Below are 14,544 nucleotides of genomic sequence, written 5' to 3' on the forward strand. Positions count from 1 at the left end.
CTATTATCATCTAAGCTATCTCCCTGTTCAGGAGATCTGCATGGTTGTCTGTGTCTGCAATGCCATCCGTGAAAAGGACCTGAAAGAGGTCGCCCGCGAAGGTTGTGCAACTCCCTGCAGCGCCTATGCCCGGCTTGGTCGCCGGCCGAAATGCGGCCAATGCGTGCCCTTCGCCCGTACGATCATCGCGGCCGAACGCGCCTCCATCTGAAGCCATTGCGTATCAAGCGCATCGGAATGACGCGAACTTGACGCAATAGCGCGGCAGAAAATGACGGATTCCCGCGGCTTTCCGGATTAACAAACGGAAGCGAAATGCTTATGATCCAGGCACTTTCCCCTACAGCCGGAGAAGAACGCCATGAAGGGCGACGCCAAGGTCATCGAATATCTCAATGAGGTTCTCAAGAACGAACTTACCGCAATCAACCAATATTTCCTCCATTATCGCATGCTCAATCATTGGGGCATCGAGAAGCTCGCCAAGTTCGAATATGAAGAATCCATCGATGAGATGAAACATGCCGACAAGCTGGCCGAGCGGATCCTGTTCCTCGACGGCCTGCCCAATTTCCAGTTGCTCGGCCGCCTGAAGATCGGGGAAACGGTGGAGGAAATCCTGAAGGCCGACCTTGAGCTGGAATATGAAGCGCTGCCGGTGCTGAAGGATGCCATCGCCTATTGCGAATCGATCCGCGACTATGTGAGTCGCGACCTGTTCCAGCACATCCTCGAAAGCGAGGAGGAGCATGTCGATACGCTGGAAACCCAGTTCGAAATGATCGATCGCATGGGCATCCAGAACTACATCCAGTTGCAGAGCAAGGCTGCGGAGGAATAAGCACAGCGGGGCCGGCTCCTCCGGAACGCCGGCCCCGCCCATTCCGGGCATGGGTGGACAGCCCGGCCGCGCCTTCGCAAGGAAGGCTCTGGCAGCTAGAGCGGGTTTCGATCTGATTGAATCAGATCGCCGCTCCGGATTCTTTGTTTTCCGCTATTTCTTGACCAGCGATCGGTTCCGATCGCTTGGAAATCGCTCTAGATCAGGGAATCAAGCAAACCGATCAACGGCAGGTCTGCGGGCGGCATCTCCAGCGCATACATCTGCGCGGGCCTGATCCATTGGAGCGCGGTCGCATGCCGCGCTTCGGCCACGCCCTGCCATTTGCGGCAGACGTAAAGCAGCAGCAGCAGATGGCGATCACCCAGCGGTTCGCTGGCGAAGGTCGCGGGCGCGAGGCAGCTCGCATGGGTGCGGATCCCCAATTCCTCCTCCAACTCACGGATCAGCGCGGTTTCAGGCGCTTCCCCCGGCTCCACCTTGCCGCCAGGGAACTCCCAGAGATGCGCCATTGGCTTTCCGGGCGGACGTTGCTGCAACAGGACGCGGCCATCAGCGTCGATCAAGGCGGCGGCCACCACCAGCAATGGAGAATTTATCGTCATACTGTTCCCGCTTCAGGGGTTTGTTAACCCTGCCCCTTTTACAAGGGCGTCCGGGCTGTGTGTAAATGGGGTGCGACATGCGGGCATTATTCAAAAATTTCAGCTTCTGGAAGCTGATCTATTGCCAGCGCGGCGCCACGGCGGTGGAGTATGGGCTGATCCTTGCCCTTATCTGTCTGGCTGTCATGGGCGCAGTTTCCAACGTCGCCAACAAGACAATCGGAATGTGGAACAACGTCGCGACGGAGGTCCTGGCGCATTAACCATCTATATCTGACACCTCCTTCGCCCATTAAATCTTTATCAACCCCCTTCTTCTACATCAGTCCAAGCTGACCTTCATCTCAAGCGGGGGGCGGCCGGGTAGTTAAACGTGGAATTTAATTCAAGGAGACTTCCAATGCAGTTCATCCGCAAGATGCTGAAGAACGAAAAGGGCGCCACCGCCATCGAATACGGCCTGATCGCCGCTCTCATCGCTGTCGCTGCCATTGGCGCGATGACCAGCCTGGGCGGCAAGCTGACCAACACCTTCACCAAAGTTTCGAACAACATGAACTAAGTTCAGCTTGGTCGATAAAAAAGGGCGGCGGAAGCAATTCCGTCGCCCTTTTTCATTGCGTTCGTCCTTACCAGCTAACGATCTTCACCCGCTGTCCCGGACGCAGGACGCTGTTCGCCGTCAGGGCATTGATCGTCAGGAACCGGTCCAGCGGATAATCCGTATAAGCCATGCGCTTTGCCAGGGACTGGACAGTATCCCCTGACTTTACCGTTACAACCTCGACCCGACGCGGCTTGATCGCCGCGGCATCCTGGGCTGAAAGACGCTGCACTGACTGCACCATGCTGGAAAAGGGGCCAATCCCCTGTCCCGCCGCCGTCAGCAGCAGGAAGTGATAGGCCTTCCCGCCACCGAAATCATAAGCGAAAACGGTCGCATCGACCTGGCTGGACTGGGTGCTGGCGCGGATCGTTCGCCAGGCCGCCGGAAGGCCATTGACCGTAACGCGCCGTACCTCCCCAGCGGGAACACCGCCGACGCCCCCGCCCAGCTTTGCAAACACCGAATCGATATAGGCGGACAGATCGCCGGAATAAGGGGCGGCGCTGAACTGCGCCTGGCCACCCGATCCCACGACGCTGACGGCACTCGCGCCATTTTCCATGCCGAATCCCGATGGTGCGGTGAAGCTCACCCTCAGATCAGGATGGCAGAAACGGCTGCCCTCGATCACGCCCTGTTTGGGATCATCGCCATAGAGAACGCCATTGAGCGCGTTCAGGAATGCATCACGGTTCCGGACCGTGCTGGTGGACCCGCTGCTGGCTGCATTGCGCGAAGCGCGGCCGACGCGCGAGGCGGGATCCGGATGGGTGCTTGCCCATTCCGGCACCGATCGGGAACTGCCCGCAAACCGGGCGTCCAGGCTGCTTTGCGCGGCGAGCGACGCCAGCATGGATGACAGGGCCCTTGGATCATAACCGCCCGAGGCCAGATAGCGTATGCCCAGGTCGTCCGCCTCATATTCCTGGCTGCGCGAGAATTTGAGCGTCAGCAGCTGACTGCCTTGCCCAATTCCCTTCTGCAACAGGCCGGTAAACGCCGAATCGCCCAGCAAAGCGCCGGTCAGTACCTGCAACAGGGTGCCGCCAATGGCATTGCGCTGCGCCGCCTGCTGTCGCCTCTGACCATGCTGGGCCGCGACATGGCCGATCTCATGGCCCAGCACGCCGGCCAGTTCCGCCTCATCGTTCATCAGCGCCATGAGCTGGCGCGTCACATAGACATAGCCGCCGGGAATGGCGAAGGCGTTGTTCACCGGCGAATTGAGCAGGGTGACGGTGAAGTCCCCCTGCGCATTGGACAGGCCGGACTGGACCGCGATGCGTCGTCCCACGCCCTCCACATATTTCACCTGCGGCCCGGCATAGGCGCCGCCAAATTCGTTGAGAAGCTGCGGATGCTGCTTGGCGCCCGCTTCCTTTTCCTGCGGACTGATCGACGAAACCGTCCGAATCGCGCGCTGCTGTCCTTCCGCCGACGGCGCAGCCGCCAGGACGATCAGGCCCAGCCCGGCGACAGCCAGAGATGATCTTCGTTCCACGGCCTTTCCTGCTCCCCTGTTACCTTCGCGTAACGAGCAATAGCAGGCGGATGTTCCCCGAAACAGAGGATCGCGCGGTCAGACGCCGATGGCCAGAAACTTGTCGGCGCGATCGGTACGCAGCGCATCGGCACCAAGACCGGATAGCGAATCCAGCTCCTCCCCGATCGCGGCGCCCAGATTGGCGATCGCCTGCACCGGCTCCCGATGGGCGCCGCCGACTGGTTCCGGCACGATGCGGTCGATGACGCCCAGCGCCTTCAGATGCTGCGCCGTCACCTGCATGGCAGTTGCGGCATCGCTCGCCCTTTCGGCGGTGCGCCAGAGGATGGAGGCGCAGCCTTCGGGCGAGATCACCGAATAGACCGCATGTTCGAACATCAGCACGCGATTGGCAGCCGCCAGCGCCACCGCACCGCCGGAGCCGCCCTCGCCCACCACGGCGGCCACCATCGGCACGCCCATCGCCAGGCATTGCTCCGTCGAACGGGCGATCGCCTCCGCCTGTCCGCGTTCCTCCGCCTGCACGCCGGGGAAAGCGCCCGACGTATCGACCAGCGTCACCACCGGCAGGCCGAAGCGGTCGGCAAGCTGCATCAGGCGGATTGCCTTGCGATAACCCTCGGGCTTCGCCATGCCGAAATTATGGCGGACGCGGCTTGCCGTATCATCGCCCTTCTCATGGCCGATCACCACCACGCGCCGCTCATCCAGCGTCGCGAAACCACCGATGATCGCCTGATCGTCGGCAAAGGCCCGGTCGCCGGCCAAGGGCATGAAATTGTCGAACATGCCCGCGACATAATCCTTGAAATGCGGACGTTCGGGATGGCGAGCAACCTGCGTCTTCTGCCAGGGCGACAGCCTGGCATAGGTATCGACCAGCATTTTCGAGGCGCGCTGCTCCAGCTTGTCGATCTCGCCGCTGATGTCGATGTCGCCCGCATTGGCGGTCGCGCGCAATTCGATGATGCGCGCTTCCAGTTCGGCAATCGGCTTTTCGAATTCGAGAAAACTAACCATGGCGCATGGCGTTAGGACGCAGATGCTTCGCCGTCAACGCGGCGATGCGTCATGGAAGCAAGCGGATGGCGGCTGTTGACCAGTTCGACCAGCCTGCGGCTGTCGACATGGGTGTAGATTTGCGTCGTGCCGATATCGGCATGGCCCAGCATGGACTGCAGCGCGCGCAGGTCTGCCCCACCCTCCAGCAGATGCGTGGCGAAGGCATGGCGCAGCACATGGGGGCTGACCCGCTCCGGCGCGATGCCGGCAGCGGCGGCCAGGGCCTTCACCATCTGATAAAGACGAATCCGGCTGACATGGCTCTTGCCCGAAGGGAAGAGCCAGGGGCTTTCGGCCGGCACATGGGGCAACCAGGCCGCCACGGCGGCACGGGCCCGGTCGGAGATCGGCACCAGCCGTTCGCGCGCGCCCTTGCCCTTCAGGATCAGGAACGGGCGATCCGACGCCAGGGCGCGGCGCGGCAGCGACACCAGCTCCGTAGCCCGAAGTCCCGATCCGTAGAGCAGTTCGATCAGCGCCGACAGTCGCAGATCCAGCGGCGCAGGATGATCGACGGCCAGCCTCGCCGCGATCAGTGCGAACAGGGACTCGACCTCCTGGGTCGAAAGGATCCGGGGCAGGGGCCGACGGGTCACGGGACGCGGCAGGGCGGCGGACGGATTGTCGGCGCGCAGCCCCTCCTCCTCCAGAAAGGCGTAGAAGGCGCGCAGGGCGGAAGATTTCCGGGCGACCGAAGAGGCCGCCAATGTCGCCCAGGCTGTGGCCAGTTCCGCCAGGCCATCCTTGGTCGCGACCACCAGACCGCCGACAAGGTCCGCCGCGCCCTGCAGATCGGCCCGATAGGCCAGCAACGTATTGCGCGACGCACCCCGTTCGGCCGCCATCATCTCCAGAAAGCGGTCGATAAGCGCGGCATCCTCTCCCATCAGAGTCGCGTCATCGCCTCCGCGGCGATCATCCGCGCTTCGGGATCGAGGCCGACGCGGTGCAGCGCCCCGACAATATGGTAGAGGTGGAAGGCCGGCAGGCGGTTCCAGTCGGCGGTCTGCATGCCGACCGCCGCCAACAGCGCGACGCTGCCCTTCTCGCCACGGGCAGCCGCGGTGTCGATCGCGCGCGACCAACGGCTGGCGGCAGCCAGGTTGAAGCCATGATCCTGCGCCAGCGACGCGCTGTCCTGCGCATTGAGCCGCGCAAGTCCAGCCAGCGACGCTATCAGCATCTGGGCCTTGCGCGGATCGGCATCCTTGGCGAAGGAAGAAACCCGTCCCGCACCGATCTCCACCACCGCACTCGGCGCACCGACCGCCAGCAGGGCCCAAAGGTCCGCCGCGCCGTCCCCGTCCGCCTGCGCCGCGAGCCGCGACCATTGCGCCGCGCTGCGATCATAACCGGCGGTGAACATCGCCGCGACCAGATTGGCCGCATCGCGCGCACTCAGCTCTGAAACCGGCAACGCCGCGGCCGCACGCGCCGTCGCGATCAACCCGACGAAATCCGGCCGCGCCTCATTCTGCCAGAGCGTCCGCATGGCCTGGAGCCGCTCGTCAGCCCCCGCGCCGGCATAGGCTGCACGCAACGCATCCACCCGATCGGCCGCTTTGGCGGGCACGTCACCATCGGACTGCAACTGGCCGTAGAAATCGACCAGCGCCTGCGAGGAAAAGACGCCGAGCCGCGCCGCCACCTCCGCTCCCGGCAGGCGGCGAACGGCGGACAAAGCAGGCGCGCGCGCTTCCCAGGCGCGGACATGCGCACCCGCCGTGGCATAGAGATCATCGGGTATCTCGACATTGAGCGCCGTCGCCAGACCGAAACGCCAAGCCGTCAGCCGATCCACCCCGTCCCATTCGATCTTCACCGACCGGCGGGCGTTGAATCCCGCGCCGACGACCTTTTCCGCCAGCCGATAGTCGATGCCCCGCACCATGCCGCGCCGCTGCTCCTGATTGAGCGCGCCGCTGGCCGTTCCTTGATCCCCCGACAAGGCCGGGCAGATCGCCCTCGTCATGTCCCAGCCAGGCTCCTTGCTGAACCGCAGCGCGCCCGCCGACAGCGGGCAAAGGCCCGCCGGATCGGCCGTCGCCAGATAGGTCTGCATGGCGATGGCGTAGAGGCGCGGAGTGAAACGGTCGGAATCAACGCTCTGCACCAGCAGGCGGGCACTGTCCGCCTCCCCCATGCGCAGCAGCAGCCAGGCGCGCTCGGCCACCCAGTCCGCGCCATCGATGTCGCGCGGCGTATCGGTCGCCGACAGCAGCGCCCGGCGCAGCAGGATCGACGCCCAGCGCGATGTGATCGGCGCGCGCGTTTCCTTCATCAACGTCGCCAGGAACCGGCCCGATTGCGCGCCAAAGGCATTGGGCGCCAGTCCCAACCGGCCGGGCGTCAGCGGCCCTATGCGGTCGAGCGAACGATGCGCGTTTTCAGGCAGGTCATATTTCTGCTTTTCGGCGGAGAGTTCCTCCTCGCTCATCGGTTCCGTCGCATTGTCGCCCGCCTCTTGCGTGACGGCGAAGCCGGGCGGCAATATGGGCACCACGGAGGGCGAACCGGCAGGCGCCGCCGGGGTACCCGGTGCGGGGCGCGGCGGCGGCGCAACGGGTGGCGGCGCCGCGGGCGCATCGCCAAAGCCGGGCGGCAGGAGCGATTCGGGCGTCTCCTGCGCCACCACAGGCAGCGCCAGCGCCAGCGCCAGCGTGCCCAGCGCCCATTTCGCGTTCACCCGCCGCTGCCGCATGCCGTTTACCGGCCCAGCTTTTCGGCAGGAATGACCTTTTCCACGCGGGCCTGCGGCTTTTCGCCGCCGCGCGACCAGAGCAGGGCGATGATCCCCGCCAGCACGAGGACCGCAATGATGGGAATGATCGGCAGGGACGTCTTGCGGCGCCGGGAGCTGCCCTCAAAATTGCTGTAGGAACGATTGCGCTTCATGAGTCCTGTTCTGGCTGGCTATTCTGGCTGGGCCAAAGCTGAAGGAAAGTTGCGATTTGCCTTGTCGACGCGGGGATGTATAGCCCCGCTCGCCATGCAGCGAAACAGCAAATCCGCCGATGCGCAAGCGAAGCGCGGCCCCATCGTCCTGGTGGGCATGATGGGCGTGGGCAAATCGACCGTCGGACGGCGGCTGGCGGCGCGGCTCGGCCTGGGTTTCGTCGATGCCGACGAGGAGATCGAAAAAGCGGCGGGCATGACGATCACCGAAATGTTCGAACGCTATGGCGAGGACTATTTCCGCGACGGCGAACGGCGGGTGATCGCCCGCCTGATGGACGGCGAGCCCAAGGTGATCGCGACCGGCGGCGGCGCCTTCATGCAGGAAGAGACGCGGGCGCTGATCCTGGATCATGCGCTGGCGATCTGGTTGAACGCCGACATCGACACGCTGGTGGACCGGGTGTCGCGACGGGAGGGGCGTCCGCTGCTGAAGGGCAAGGATCCGCGCGTGGTGCTGACTGAGCTCGCGGCCATACGCAATCCGGTCTACGCGCTCTGCCCCATTCATGTGAAAAGCGCCGCCGCGCCGCATGACGTGGCAGTCGACAGCATCATGGAGCAGCTTTCCCAATGGCCATAGTCCGCGTCGCGCTCGATTCGCGCAGTTACGACATTCTGATCGAACAAGGTGCGCTGGACCGGGCGGGGACGCATCTGGCGGGCTATGCGCGCAAGGGACGGCTGGTCGTCGTCACCGACGCAAATGTCGCCGCCACGCAGCTCCCCCGCCTGGAAGCGAGCCTGCGCGCCGCCAATGTCGCGGTGGAACCCATCATCCTGCCGCCGGGCGAGCAGACCAAGAGCTGGCGCCACCTGGAAGAACTGCTCGACGCGCTGCTGGCACTGGAGATCGAGCGCGGCGACCATGTAGTGGCGCTGGGGGGCGGCGTGATCGGAGACCTGGTGGGCTTTGCCGCCTCGATCCTGAAGCGCGGCTGCCATTTCATCCAGGTGCCGACGACATTGCTGGCGCAGGTGGACAGTTCCGTCGGCGGCAAGACCGCGATCAACGCGAAGGCGGGCAAGAATCTGGTGGGCAGCTTCTACCAGCCCTCGCTGGTGCTGATCGATCCGTCGACGCTCGACACGCTGCCTGCGCGCGAAACGCGGGCCGGCTATGCCGAGGTGGTGAAATATGGCCTGATCGACGATCCCGTCTTTTTCGCCTGGTGCGAGACGGAAGGACATAAGCTGCTGTCCGGCGACGTCCAGGCGCGCGAATATGCCATAGAGCGCAGCGTGACCGCCAAGGCGGCCATTGTGGCCGATGACGAGCGGGAGACGTCCGGAAGGCGGGCCTTGCTGAACCTAGGCCATACTTTCGGCCATGCGCTGGAGGCGGATACCGGCTTTTCCGATCTTCTGCTCCATGGCGAGGCTGTTGCGGCGGGAACCGCCCTTGCGTTCCGTTATTCGGCGCGGCTCGGCCTCTGCACGGTCGAAGATGCAGAGCGGGTGACCGCGCATCTGAAGGCCGTCGGCCTGCCGCACGATCTGGCCAGCGCGCATGTGAAGGCGAACGGCGCGGCGCTTGTCGCATATATGCTGCACGACAAGAAAATGGCGGCAGGCACCCTCTCCTTCCTGCTGGCGCGGGGAATCGGGCAGACCTTCCTGTCGAAGGATGTCGTGCTGGACGATGTGGCTGCGTTTCTGGATCAGGATCGCGCGGCCGAGGTTTGACACCAAGGCAGGAATGAAGGTCAGGGTTGTATCAGGGGATACAACCCAATTTAAGTGCTCAGCAAGCTGTTGTCAGGCCAAACAATCTCATATCCCGGCACATCTTCTTCCGGTGGCATGAATTTCTCGCCATACCGCGGGCATATCTCCAGCCGAACTTGCCATGATCTAATCTGACTTGCGCAGGTCCGCTATCGAGAAGCACCCATGGTGATGATCGTAACAATTTATCGATCTCCTAAGGGCATATCCGTGCAGCGCCTCAAGGGTGATTTTTGGCATGCTCCATGCGCCGCTCGGCGCGCCATTGTCGCAACGCCTTGGCAAGACAACCGGCAGCGCTGCTGCTGACGACCGAACAACCGCTGACGGGCAGGCTGTCACGTTGCGTTTCTTCCATGGTCGCAGCTTGGCTCGTCCAACCTGGAGCACCCGATGAAGCCGATTTTTCCCGTAATTCCTTGGGGATGCGATAGCGCTCCGCTTCCGGTCTACGGGCACAGACCACAATCTCATTATCCCGGCCCGGCGGACAGGAATCATTGCCATAGACGGTCAGGTTAACGGTTCGCGGGGACGATGATTCGGACGGATCAGATGCCGTGGCAGCCGGTTGTGCCAGCGCGGGAACGGACATGGCTGGCATCGACGCAAAGATGGTGATCATCGAGGCTTTTTTCATGATTCCCGCTTATCAAATGCGCTTGGCGAACGCGATGCCAACGCTCAGCGCTACAGCATACACCTGATATAGGAGGTCCGGCATCTTGCGGATGAGTTGAGGGCATGACCGCTTTCGAGCATCTCCTCAATATCATGACCAGCGACAACTGGTCGAACCTGCCCCCTTATCCAACAAAAAAGGGCGCCCAGAAGGCGCCCTTTCAAATCATGCCCCTTGAAGGCGTCGATTACTTCTTCAGAGTCAGGCCGCCAAAGCGCTTGTTGAAGCGGGCCACCTGGCCACCCTGTTCAAGCTGGCGGGTACCGCCGGTCCAGGCCGGATGCGACTTGGGATCGATGTCGAGCGCCAGCGTGTCGCCTTCCTTGCCCCAGGTCGAGCGAGTGCGGAACGTGGTGCCGTCGGTCATCTGGACGGTGATGAAGTGGTAATCGGGGTGGGTATCGGCCTTCATGGGTCTGCTCCGTTCAGGGGCCGGTTTCCGACCGGCCATGGATGCGAAAAATTGCGAAGGCGCGCCGTTACATGGGAATGCGCGCAAAAGCAAGGGGAAGAGCGGGCCTTGCCCCTTGGCCGGTCGACCCCGTCATTCCCGCCGGGGCGGAAGTGACGGGAAATTCCGGATCACTACCCCGCCTCAATCCACAGGCGGGTCGGCAATCATCGCGACGAAGCTGGCCTCCGCGCAGAGCTTGCCTTCGACCATCGCCTTGCCCGTGAACTTGCAGACGCGGCCACGGATCTGGACCAGATCGACATGCAGGTCGAGCAGGCAGCCCGGTTCGACCGGAGTGCGGAACTTCGCCCCGTCGATGCTCATGAAATAGACGAGCTTGCCCGAACCCCGCAGGTTCATCGTCTCGACCGTCAGCACGCCTGCGGCCTGCGCCATGGCTTCGACGATCAATACGCCGGGCATGATCGGCCGGCCGGGGAAGTGCCCCTGGAAGAAGTCCTCGTTGATCGACACTGCCTTGACCGCGTGGATCGCGCTGTTGGGCACGAGCGAAATCACGCGGTCGACGAGCAGCATCGGATAACGGTGCGGCAGCGCCGCCATCACCCCACGAATATCGATGGGGCCGACGGCGGCGGCCGCATTGTCAGTCTGATCCGTCATCCGTGCGATCAGCGCGAGGCCGGCTGCTGCGACGGATTGGCGGGTGCAGCGGCAGGGGCGGCAGCGCCCTGGCCCTGACGGCCCGGCTGCCAGCCGGCCGGCGGGGTGATGCCGACGCTGGGCACCAGCGCGTTGAGTTCGGTCACCACCGACTGGGTGATGTCGACGGTCGGCTGATAGGACACGGTCGCGTCGGGCGACAGGATCAGGTCAACCTTGGCCTTGGTCATGGCGGACTTGAGCGCGTCCGACAGCTTGGCCGAAATCTGCTCCTCGACATAGGCGTTGGCGAGCGCGATCGGCTGGCCCAGGCGCTGCAGTTCGGCCTGACCGTCCTGGCCGGCCTTCTGATAGGCCTCATATTGGGTCTGGATCGCCGGGGTCGGCTTGCCGCCGGCGGCCTTCATCGCGGTTTCCAGGGCAGTGCCCTTCGCCTTCAGGTCCGCGTCGATGGCGTTCTTGCGCGCGGTGAAGCTGTCGATCTGCGCCTTGTAAGTGGTCTGGATCTGCGTGCGCGCGGTCGAATAGGCCGAGCTGGTGGCAACGGCGCGCTGCAGGTCGACGACGGCGATGCCGGTCTTCGACTGGGCAGCGGCAGGAACGCTGGTCAGCGCCATGGCAGTCATTGGCGCAAGAACCAGCGCAGCAGCCTTGAAAATCGTCTTCATCAGAATTGAGTCCCTACGTTGAAGCTAATGAGCTGAGTGTCGTCCCCTGGTTCCTTGAGCAGGGCTTTGGCGATGTCGATACGGAACGGACCGAAGGGCGAGTTCCAGTTGACGCCGAAGCCCACGGCAACACGCGGCTTGAGCGTGTCGCCGAGATATTGTTCCACGAAGCCGCTGCTGACCGTATTATAGCCGACAGCCGTGTTGCAGACAGGCGCCACGGCCGATCCGGTAGCCTGAACCACCGGCAAGGCGGGATTGCTGGTGGACGAGCAGAAGCCCGGGAAGGTGCCTGGGGTGGAGCCAGGTACGCTGACCAGACCAGGTCTCTTGAGCCCCCCGACAGCGCCCGCGTCCACGAACACCGAAGGCCGCAGCCCCATTTCACGCGCGCCCGAACCCAGCGGAATTTCCATTTCCGCATGCGCCAGATAATAAATGCGGCCGCCCAACGCGTCGTCGGCGCGATTGTTGTTGCCGGTATTCTCGACACCGGTGAAGGTGCCGTCGCTATTGGCTGTGGTCGTGAAGTAGCGACGGACGATCCGGGGCCCGACGCCACGAATGTCGAAGCCGCGAATCTGCGGATTGCCGAGGAAGAAGCGGTCCGTGAGGCGAACCGCATCAACCAGGGCGCCCGTGCTGTCGCGGCGATCCCCCTCAAGGCTGTGGATATAGCCGCCTTCGCCAGTCAGCGAGAAAATGAAACCACCGCCGACAGGCCAGTATTTTCCGCCGCTGAGGCGGGTGCGGACATATTTGACGCTGCCGCCCAGGCCGGCGAAATCCTGGCTGAGAACCAGATTATTGCCGCGCGTCGGCCGGATGCGGTTGTCGCGCGTGTCGTAGATCAGCGAATAACCGATCATGGACGTGGTGCGCTTGCCGATGGCGTCGCAAAGATAACGGCCCGACAGGATCGGGTCGCAGGTGTCGCCAGCGCTGTTGCCGCGAATACCGTCGCCATTGCTGTCGGTATAATAGGTCGACTTGTCCAGCGTCACATTGTCGAGGTTGAGCGTGTAGCGCAGCGCAAGCGACATATATTCCGTGATCGGCACGCCGGCGCGAAGCTGGAAGCCGGTCGTGGTCTGCTGGTAGGTGCGGTTGCGGTCGTTATTGTTGATATAGTTGAAGCTGTTGAGGTCGCGGCGATAGATGTCGCCGCCCAGCGCGATGTTCTTGTCCATGAAATAGGGCTCGGTAAAGCCCAGTTCGATCGACTTGCTGTAGGCCGAGTAATTGACGCTGGTGCGCAGTTCCTGGCCCTTGCCGCGGAAGTTGCGCTGCGTGATCGACGCCGAGACAATGAAGCGTTCCAGCGAGGAGAAACCAGCCGACAGCGACAGTTCGCCGGTCGATTTTTCCTGCACGTTCGTTTCCAGAACGATGCGGTCGGGCGCAGAACCCGGCTTCTGTTCGACGTCCAGCTTTTCCTGGAAGAAGCCCAGGGAGTTGATGCGGTCCTTCGACCGCTTGACCAGGAAGCTGTTGAACGCATCCCCTTCGGCCAGGCGGAATTCGCGCCGGACCACCTTGTCCTGGGTCAGCGTGTTGCCGTTGATGTCGACGCGCTCGACATAGACGCGCGGCGCATTGGCGATGCGGAAATCAATCCCCATCGTCAGCGTGTCCTTGTTGCGCTGGAAGTCCGGCTGGACGTCGGCAAAGGCATAGCCGAACAGGCCCGCCGTCTCGCTCAGCGTGTCGACCGTGTCCTCGACCTGCTTGGCGTTGTACCAGTCGCCCTTCTTCATCGGCAGCATCTTGGTCAGCGAATCGCCCGACAGGTCGCGAATGTCGCTGTTGACCTTCACGTCGCCGAATTTGTAGCGCTGCCCTTCCTCGACCACATAGGTGATGATGAAGTCCTGCTTGTCGGGCGTCAGTTCCGCCACGGCGGAAATCACGCGGAAATCGGCATAGCCGTTGGTCAGATAGAACTGGCGCAGCTTCTGCTGGTCATAGGCCAGGCGATCCGGGTCGTAGCTGGTGCCCGAGGAGAAGATGCGAAACCAGCGCGACTGCTTCGTCACCATCTGGCTGCGCAGTTCGCCGTCCTTGAACTTCTCGTTGCCGATGATGTTGATCTGACGAACCTTGGACTTGGGCCCTTCGGAAATTTCGAAGACGATATCGACACGGTTCTGGTCGAGCTGCACCATCTTCGGCTCGACCGTGGCGGCGAAGCGGCCCTGGCGGCGATACAGTTCGATGATGCGGGCAACATCCGCGCGGACCTTGGACCGGGTATAGATCTGCCGCGGAGCCAGTTTTATTTCAGGACGTATCTTGTCTTCCTTGAGGCGCTTATTACCTTCAAGGACGATGCGGTTGATGACCGGGTTTTCCTTCACCTCGACGGTCAGCGCGCCATTGTCGTTGCGGATCTGGACGTCGGCGAACAGCTCCGTCTCGTAAAGGTCGCGCAGCGCCTGGTCGAGCGATTCCTGGGTGAAGGGCTGGCCGATGCGCAGCTTGGTGTAGGACAGCACCGTGTCGGGTTCCAGGCGCTGGACGCCGGTGACGGTGATGTTGCGGATCGTGCCGGCTGCGGGCGCAACCGCTGGCACGGGCGCGGGAACAGGTGCGGCCGCCGGCGGGGCATTTTGAGCCATCGCCGGGACTGCAGACATGCCCGCGATCATCGTCGTCGCCAACAGGGCCACGACGACCGGGCGCTGCCTGTTGCTGCTCATCATCGCTGTCACCCGCTCCACCTTCTACAAAAAAGCAACATGTCGTTCACGCCGGACCCATTCCGTACATATCCGGAAAGACGGCGCCAAATCGCGCCCTCCTGCCCGATACGGC

Annotated in this window: 17 protein-coding genes; 6 read left to right on the plus strand and 11 right to left on the minus strand. The window is 63.1% G+C overall.

Annotation, left to right across the window (positions count from 1 at the left end; all coding sequences use genetic code 11):
• Window positions 1–40 precede the first annotated feature (40 nt).
• Both MRBLMA1_RS12475 and bfr read left to right on the plus strand, forming a co-directional pair.
• Entirely contained in the window at window positions 41–211 is a 171-nt protein-coding gene (locus tag MRBLMA1_RS12475) for a (2Fe-2S)-binding protein (RefSeq protein ID WP_025547882.1), read from the plus strand.
• A gap of 150 nt (window positions 212–361) precedes the next feature.
• Window positions 362–841, plus strand: a complete 480-nt coding sequence (bfr, locus tag MRBLMA1_RS12480; RefSeq protein WP_013847267.1) for a bacterioferritin — start codon at window positions 362–364, stop codon at window positions 839–841.
• 197 nt (window positions 842–1,038) lie between these two features.
• Here the strand turns inward: bfr and MRBLMA1_RS12485 are convergent, their stop codons facing one another.
• Complete coding sequence (locus MRBLMA1_RS12485; protein ID WP_363737164.1) at window positions 1,039–1,446, minus strand: (deoxy)nucleoside triphosphate pyrophosphohydrolase; 408 nt, start codon at window positions 1,444–1,446, stop codon at window positions 1,039–1,041.
• A gap of 77 nt (window positions 1,447–1,523) precedes the next feature.
• Between MRBLMA1_RS12485 and MRBLMA1_RS12490 the strand changes: the two genes are divergently transcribed.
• Window positions 1,524–1,709, plus strand: a complete 186-nt coding sequence (locus tag MRBLMA1_RS12490) for a Flp family type IVb pilin (protein ID WP_363737165.1) — start codon at window positions 1,524–1,526, stop codon at window positions 1,707–1,709.
• Window positions 1,710–1,846: 137 nt separating this feature from the next.
• Window positions 1,847–2,008 (plus strand): Flp family type IVb pilin, encoded by a 162-nt coding sequence (locus MRBLMA1_RS12495; protein WP_363737166.1) that lies wholly within the window; start codon window positions 1,847–1,849, stop codon window positions 2,006–2,008.
• A 67-nt stretch (window positions 2,009–2,075) separates the two neighbouring features.
• On the opposite strand, the gene MRBLMA1_RS12500 is transcribed toward MRBLMA1_RS12495, so the two are convergent.
• From MRBLMA1_RS12500 to MRBLMA1_RS12520, 5 genes are all read right to left on the minus strand, one after another.
• Complete coding sequence (locus MRBLMA1_RS12500) at window positions 2,076–3,554, minus strand: M48 family metalloprotease (RefSeq protein ID WP_363737167.1); 1,479 nt, start codon at window positions 3,552–3,554, stop codon at window positions 2,076–2,078.
• Between the two features lie 78 nt (window positions 3,555–3,632).
• Complete coding sequence (locus tag MRBLMA1_RS12505; RefSeq protein WP_363737168.1) at window positions 3,633–4,577, minus strand: acetyl-CoA carboxylase carboxyltransferase subunit alpha; 945 nt, start codon at window positions 4,575–4,577, stop codon at window positions 3,633–3,635.
• A gap of 11 nt (window positions 4,578–4,588) precedes the next feature.
• The gene (locus tag MRBLMA1_RS12510) at window positions 4,589–5,506 is read right to left on the minus strand and encodes a tyrosine recombinase (RefSeq protein WP_363737169.1); all 918 of its coding nucleotides are present in this window, start codon (window positions 5,504–5,506) and stop codon (window positions 4,589–4,591) included.
• The gene (locus MRBLMA1_RS12515; protein ID WP_363737170.1) at window positions 5,506–7,320 is read right to left on the minus strand and encodes a hypothetical protein; all 1,815 of its coding nucleotides are present in this window, start codon (window positions 7,318–7,320) and stop codon (window positions 5,506–5,508) included. Before MRBLMA1_RS12515 ends, MRBLMA1_RS12510 begins: the two co-directional genes overlap by 1 nt.
• Before the next feature lie 5 nt (window positions 7,321–7,325).
• Entirely contained in the window at window positions 7,326–7,514 is a 189-nt protein-coding gene (locus MRBLMA1_RS12520; RefSeq protein WP_363737171.1) for a hypothetical protein, read from the minus strand.
• Between the two features lie 94 nt (window positions 7,515–7,608).
• Here MRBLMA1_RS12520 and MRBLMA1_RS12525 point away from each other — a divergent pair, with 94 nt between their 5' ends.
• Both MRBLMA1_RS12525 and aroB read left to right on the plus strand, forming a co-directional pair.
• Window positions 7,609–8,157, plus strand: coding sequence for a shikimate kinase (locus tag MRBLMA1_RS12525; RefSeq protein ID WP_363737172.1), 549 nt, complete (start codon window positions 7,609–7,611; stop codon window positions 8,155–8,157).
• Window positions 8,148–9,260, plus strand: a complete 1,113-nt coding sequence (aroB, locus tag MRBLMA1_RS12530; RefSeq protein ID WP_363737173.1) for a 3-dehydroquinate synthase — start codon at window positions 8,148–8,150, stop codon at window positions 9,258–9,260. Before MRBLMA1_RS12525 ends, aroB begins: the two co-directional genes overlap by 10 nt.
• 262 nt (window positions 9,261–9,522) lie before the next feature.
• Here aroB and MRBLMA1_RS12535 read toward each other — a convergent pair whose 3' ends face one another.
• The 5 genes from MRBLMA1_RS12535 to bamA form a co-directional block, all read right to left on the minus strand.
• A complete protein-coding gene (locus MRBLMA1_RS12535; protein WP_363737174.1) occupies window positions 9,523–9,942 on the minus strand; it encodes a hypothetical protein in 420 nt (139 codons plus the stop codon).
• A gap of 229 nt (window positions 9,943–10,171) precedes the next feature.
• Complete coding sequence (rpmE, locus tag MRBLMA1_RS12540) at window positions 10,172–10,396, minus strand: 50S ribosomal protein L31 (RefSeq protein ID WP_007687040.1); 225 nt, start codon at window positions 10,394–10,396, stop codon at window positions 10,172–10,174.
• Between the two features lie 183 nt (window positions 10,397–10,579).
• Window positions 10,580–11,062: a 3-hydroxyacyl-ACP dehydratase FabZ gene (gene fabZ, locus MRBLMA1_RS12545; protein WP_133653002.1), complete on the minus strand. Its 483-nt coding sequence runs from the start codon at window positions 11,060–11,062 to the stop codon at window positions 10,580–10,582.
• An 8-nt stretch (window positions 11,063–11,070) separates the two neighbouring features.
• Entirely contained in the window at window positions 11,071–11,730 is a 660-nt protein-coding gene (locus MRBLMA1_RS12550) for an OmpH family outer membrane protein (protein ID WP_363737175.1), read from the minus strand.
• A complete protein-coding gene (gene bamA, locus MRBLMA1_RS12555; protein ID WP_363737437.1) occupies window positions 11,730–14,432 on the minus strand; it encodes an outer membrane protein assembly factor BamA in 2,703 nt (900 codons plus the stop codon). The genes MRBLMA1_RS12550 and bamA overlap by 1 nt, the downstream gene beginning before the upstream one ends.
• Window positions 14,433–14,544: the final 112 nt, after the last annotated feature.

The sequence above is a fragment of the Sphingobium sp. LMA1-1-1.1 genome (assembly GCF_040676365.1).
GTDB lineage: Bacteria > Pseudomonadota > Alphaproteobacteria > Sphingomonadales > Sphingomonadaceae > Sphingobium.

Excerpts from the sequence above, each read along its gene's own strand:
- MRBLMA1_RS12510 (WP_363737169.1), bottom strand. The coding sequence starts at position 5,506 with ATGGGAGAGGATGCCGCGCTTATCGACCGCTTTCTGGAGATGATGGCG.
- MRBLMA1_RS12495 (WP_363737166.1), top strand. The coding sequence starts at position 1,847 with ATGCAGTTCATCCGCAAGATGCTGAAGAACGAAAAGGGCGCCACCGCC.
- MRBLMA1_RS12485 (WP_363737164.1), bottom strand. The coding sequence starts at position 1,446 with ATGACGATAAATTCTCCATTGCTGGTGGTGGCCGCCGCCTTGATCGAC.
- MRBLMA1_RS12505 (WP_363737168.1), bottom strand. The coding sequence starts at position 4,577 with ATGGTTAGTTTTCTCGAATTCGAAAAGCCGATTGCCGAACTGGAAGCG.
- bfr (WP_013847267.1), top strand. The coding sequence starts at position 362 with ATGAAGGGCGACGCCAAGGTCATCGAATATCTCAATGAGGTTCTCAAG.
- MRBLMA1_RS12490 (WP_363737165.1), top strand. The coding sequence starts at position 1,524 with ATGCGGGCATTATTCAAAAATTTCAGCTTCTGGAAGCTGATCTATTGC.
- fabZ (WP_133653002.1), bottom strand. The coding sequence starts at position 11,062 with ATGACGGATCAGACTGACAATGCGGCCGCCGCCGTCGGCCCCATCGAT.
- MRBLMA1_RS12550 (WP_363737175.1), bottom strand. The coding sequence starts at position 11,730 with ATGAAGACGATTTTCAAGGCTGCTGCGCTGGTTCTTGCGCCAATGACT.
- MRBLMA1_RS12475 (WP_025547882.1), top strand. The coding sequence starts at position 41 with ATGGTTGTCTGTGTCTGCAATGCCATCCGTGAAAAGGACCTGAAAGAG.
- rpmE (WP_007687040.1), bottom strand. The coding sequence starts at position 10,396 with ATGAAGGCCGATACCCACCCCGATTACCACTTCATCACCGTCCAGATG.
- MRBLMA1_RS12520 (WP_363737171.1), bottom strand. The coding sequence starts at position 7,514 with ATGAAGCGCAATCGTTCCTACAGCAATTTTGAGGGCAGCTCCCGGCGC.
- bamA (WP_363737437.1), bottom strand. The coding sequence starts at position 14,432 with ATGATGAGCAGCAACAGGCAGCGCCCGGTCGTCGTGGCCCTGTTGGCG.
- aroB (WP_363737173.1), top strand. The coding sequence starts at position 8,148 with ATGGCCATAGTCCGCGTCGCGCTCGATTCGCGCAGTTACGACATTCTG.
- MRBLMA1_RS12535 (WP_363737174.1), bottom strand. The coding sequence starts at position 9,942 with ATGAAAAAAGCCTCGATGATCACCATCTTTGCGTCGATGCCAGCCATG.
- MRBLMA1_RS12515 (WP_363737170.1), bottom strand. The coding sequence starts at position 7,320 with ATGCGGCAGCGGCGGGTGAACGCGAAATGGGCGCTGGGCACGCTGGCG.
- MRBLMA1_RS12525 (WP_363737172.1), top strand. The coding sequence starts at position 7,609 with ATGCAGCGAAACAGCAAATCCGCCGATGCGCAAGCGAAGCGCGGCCCC.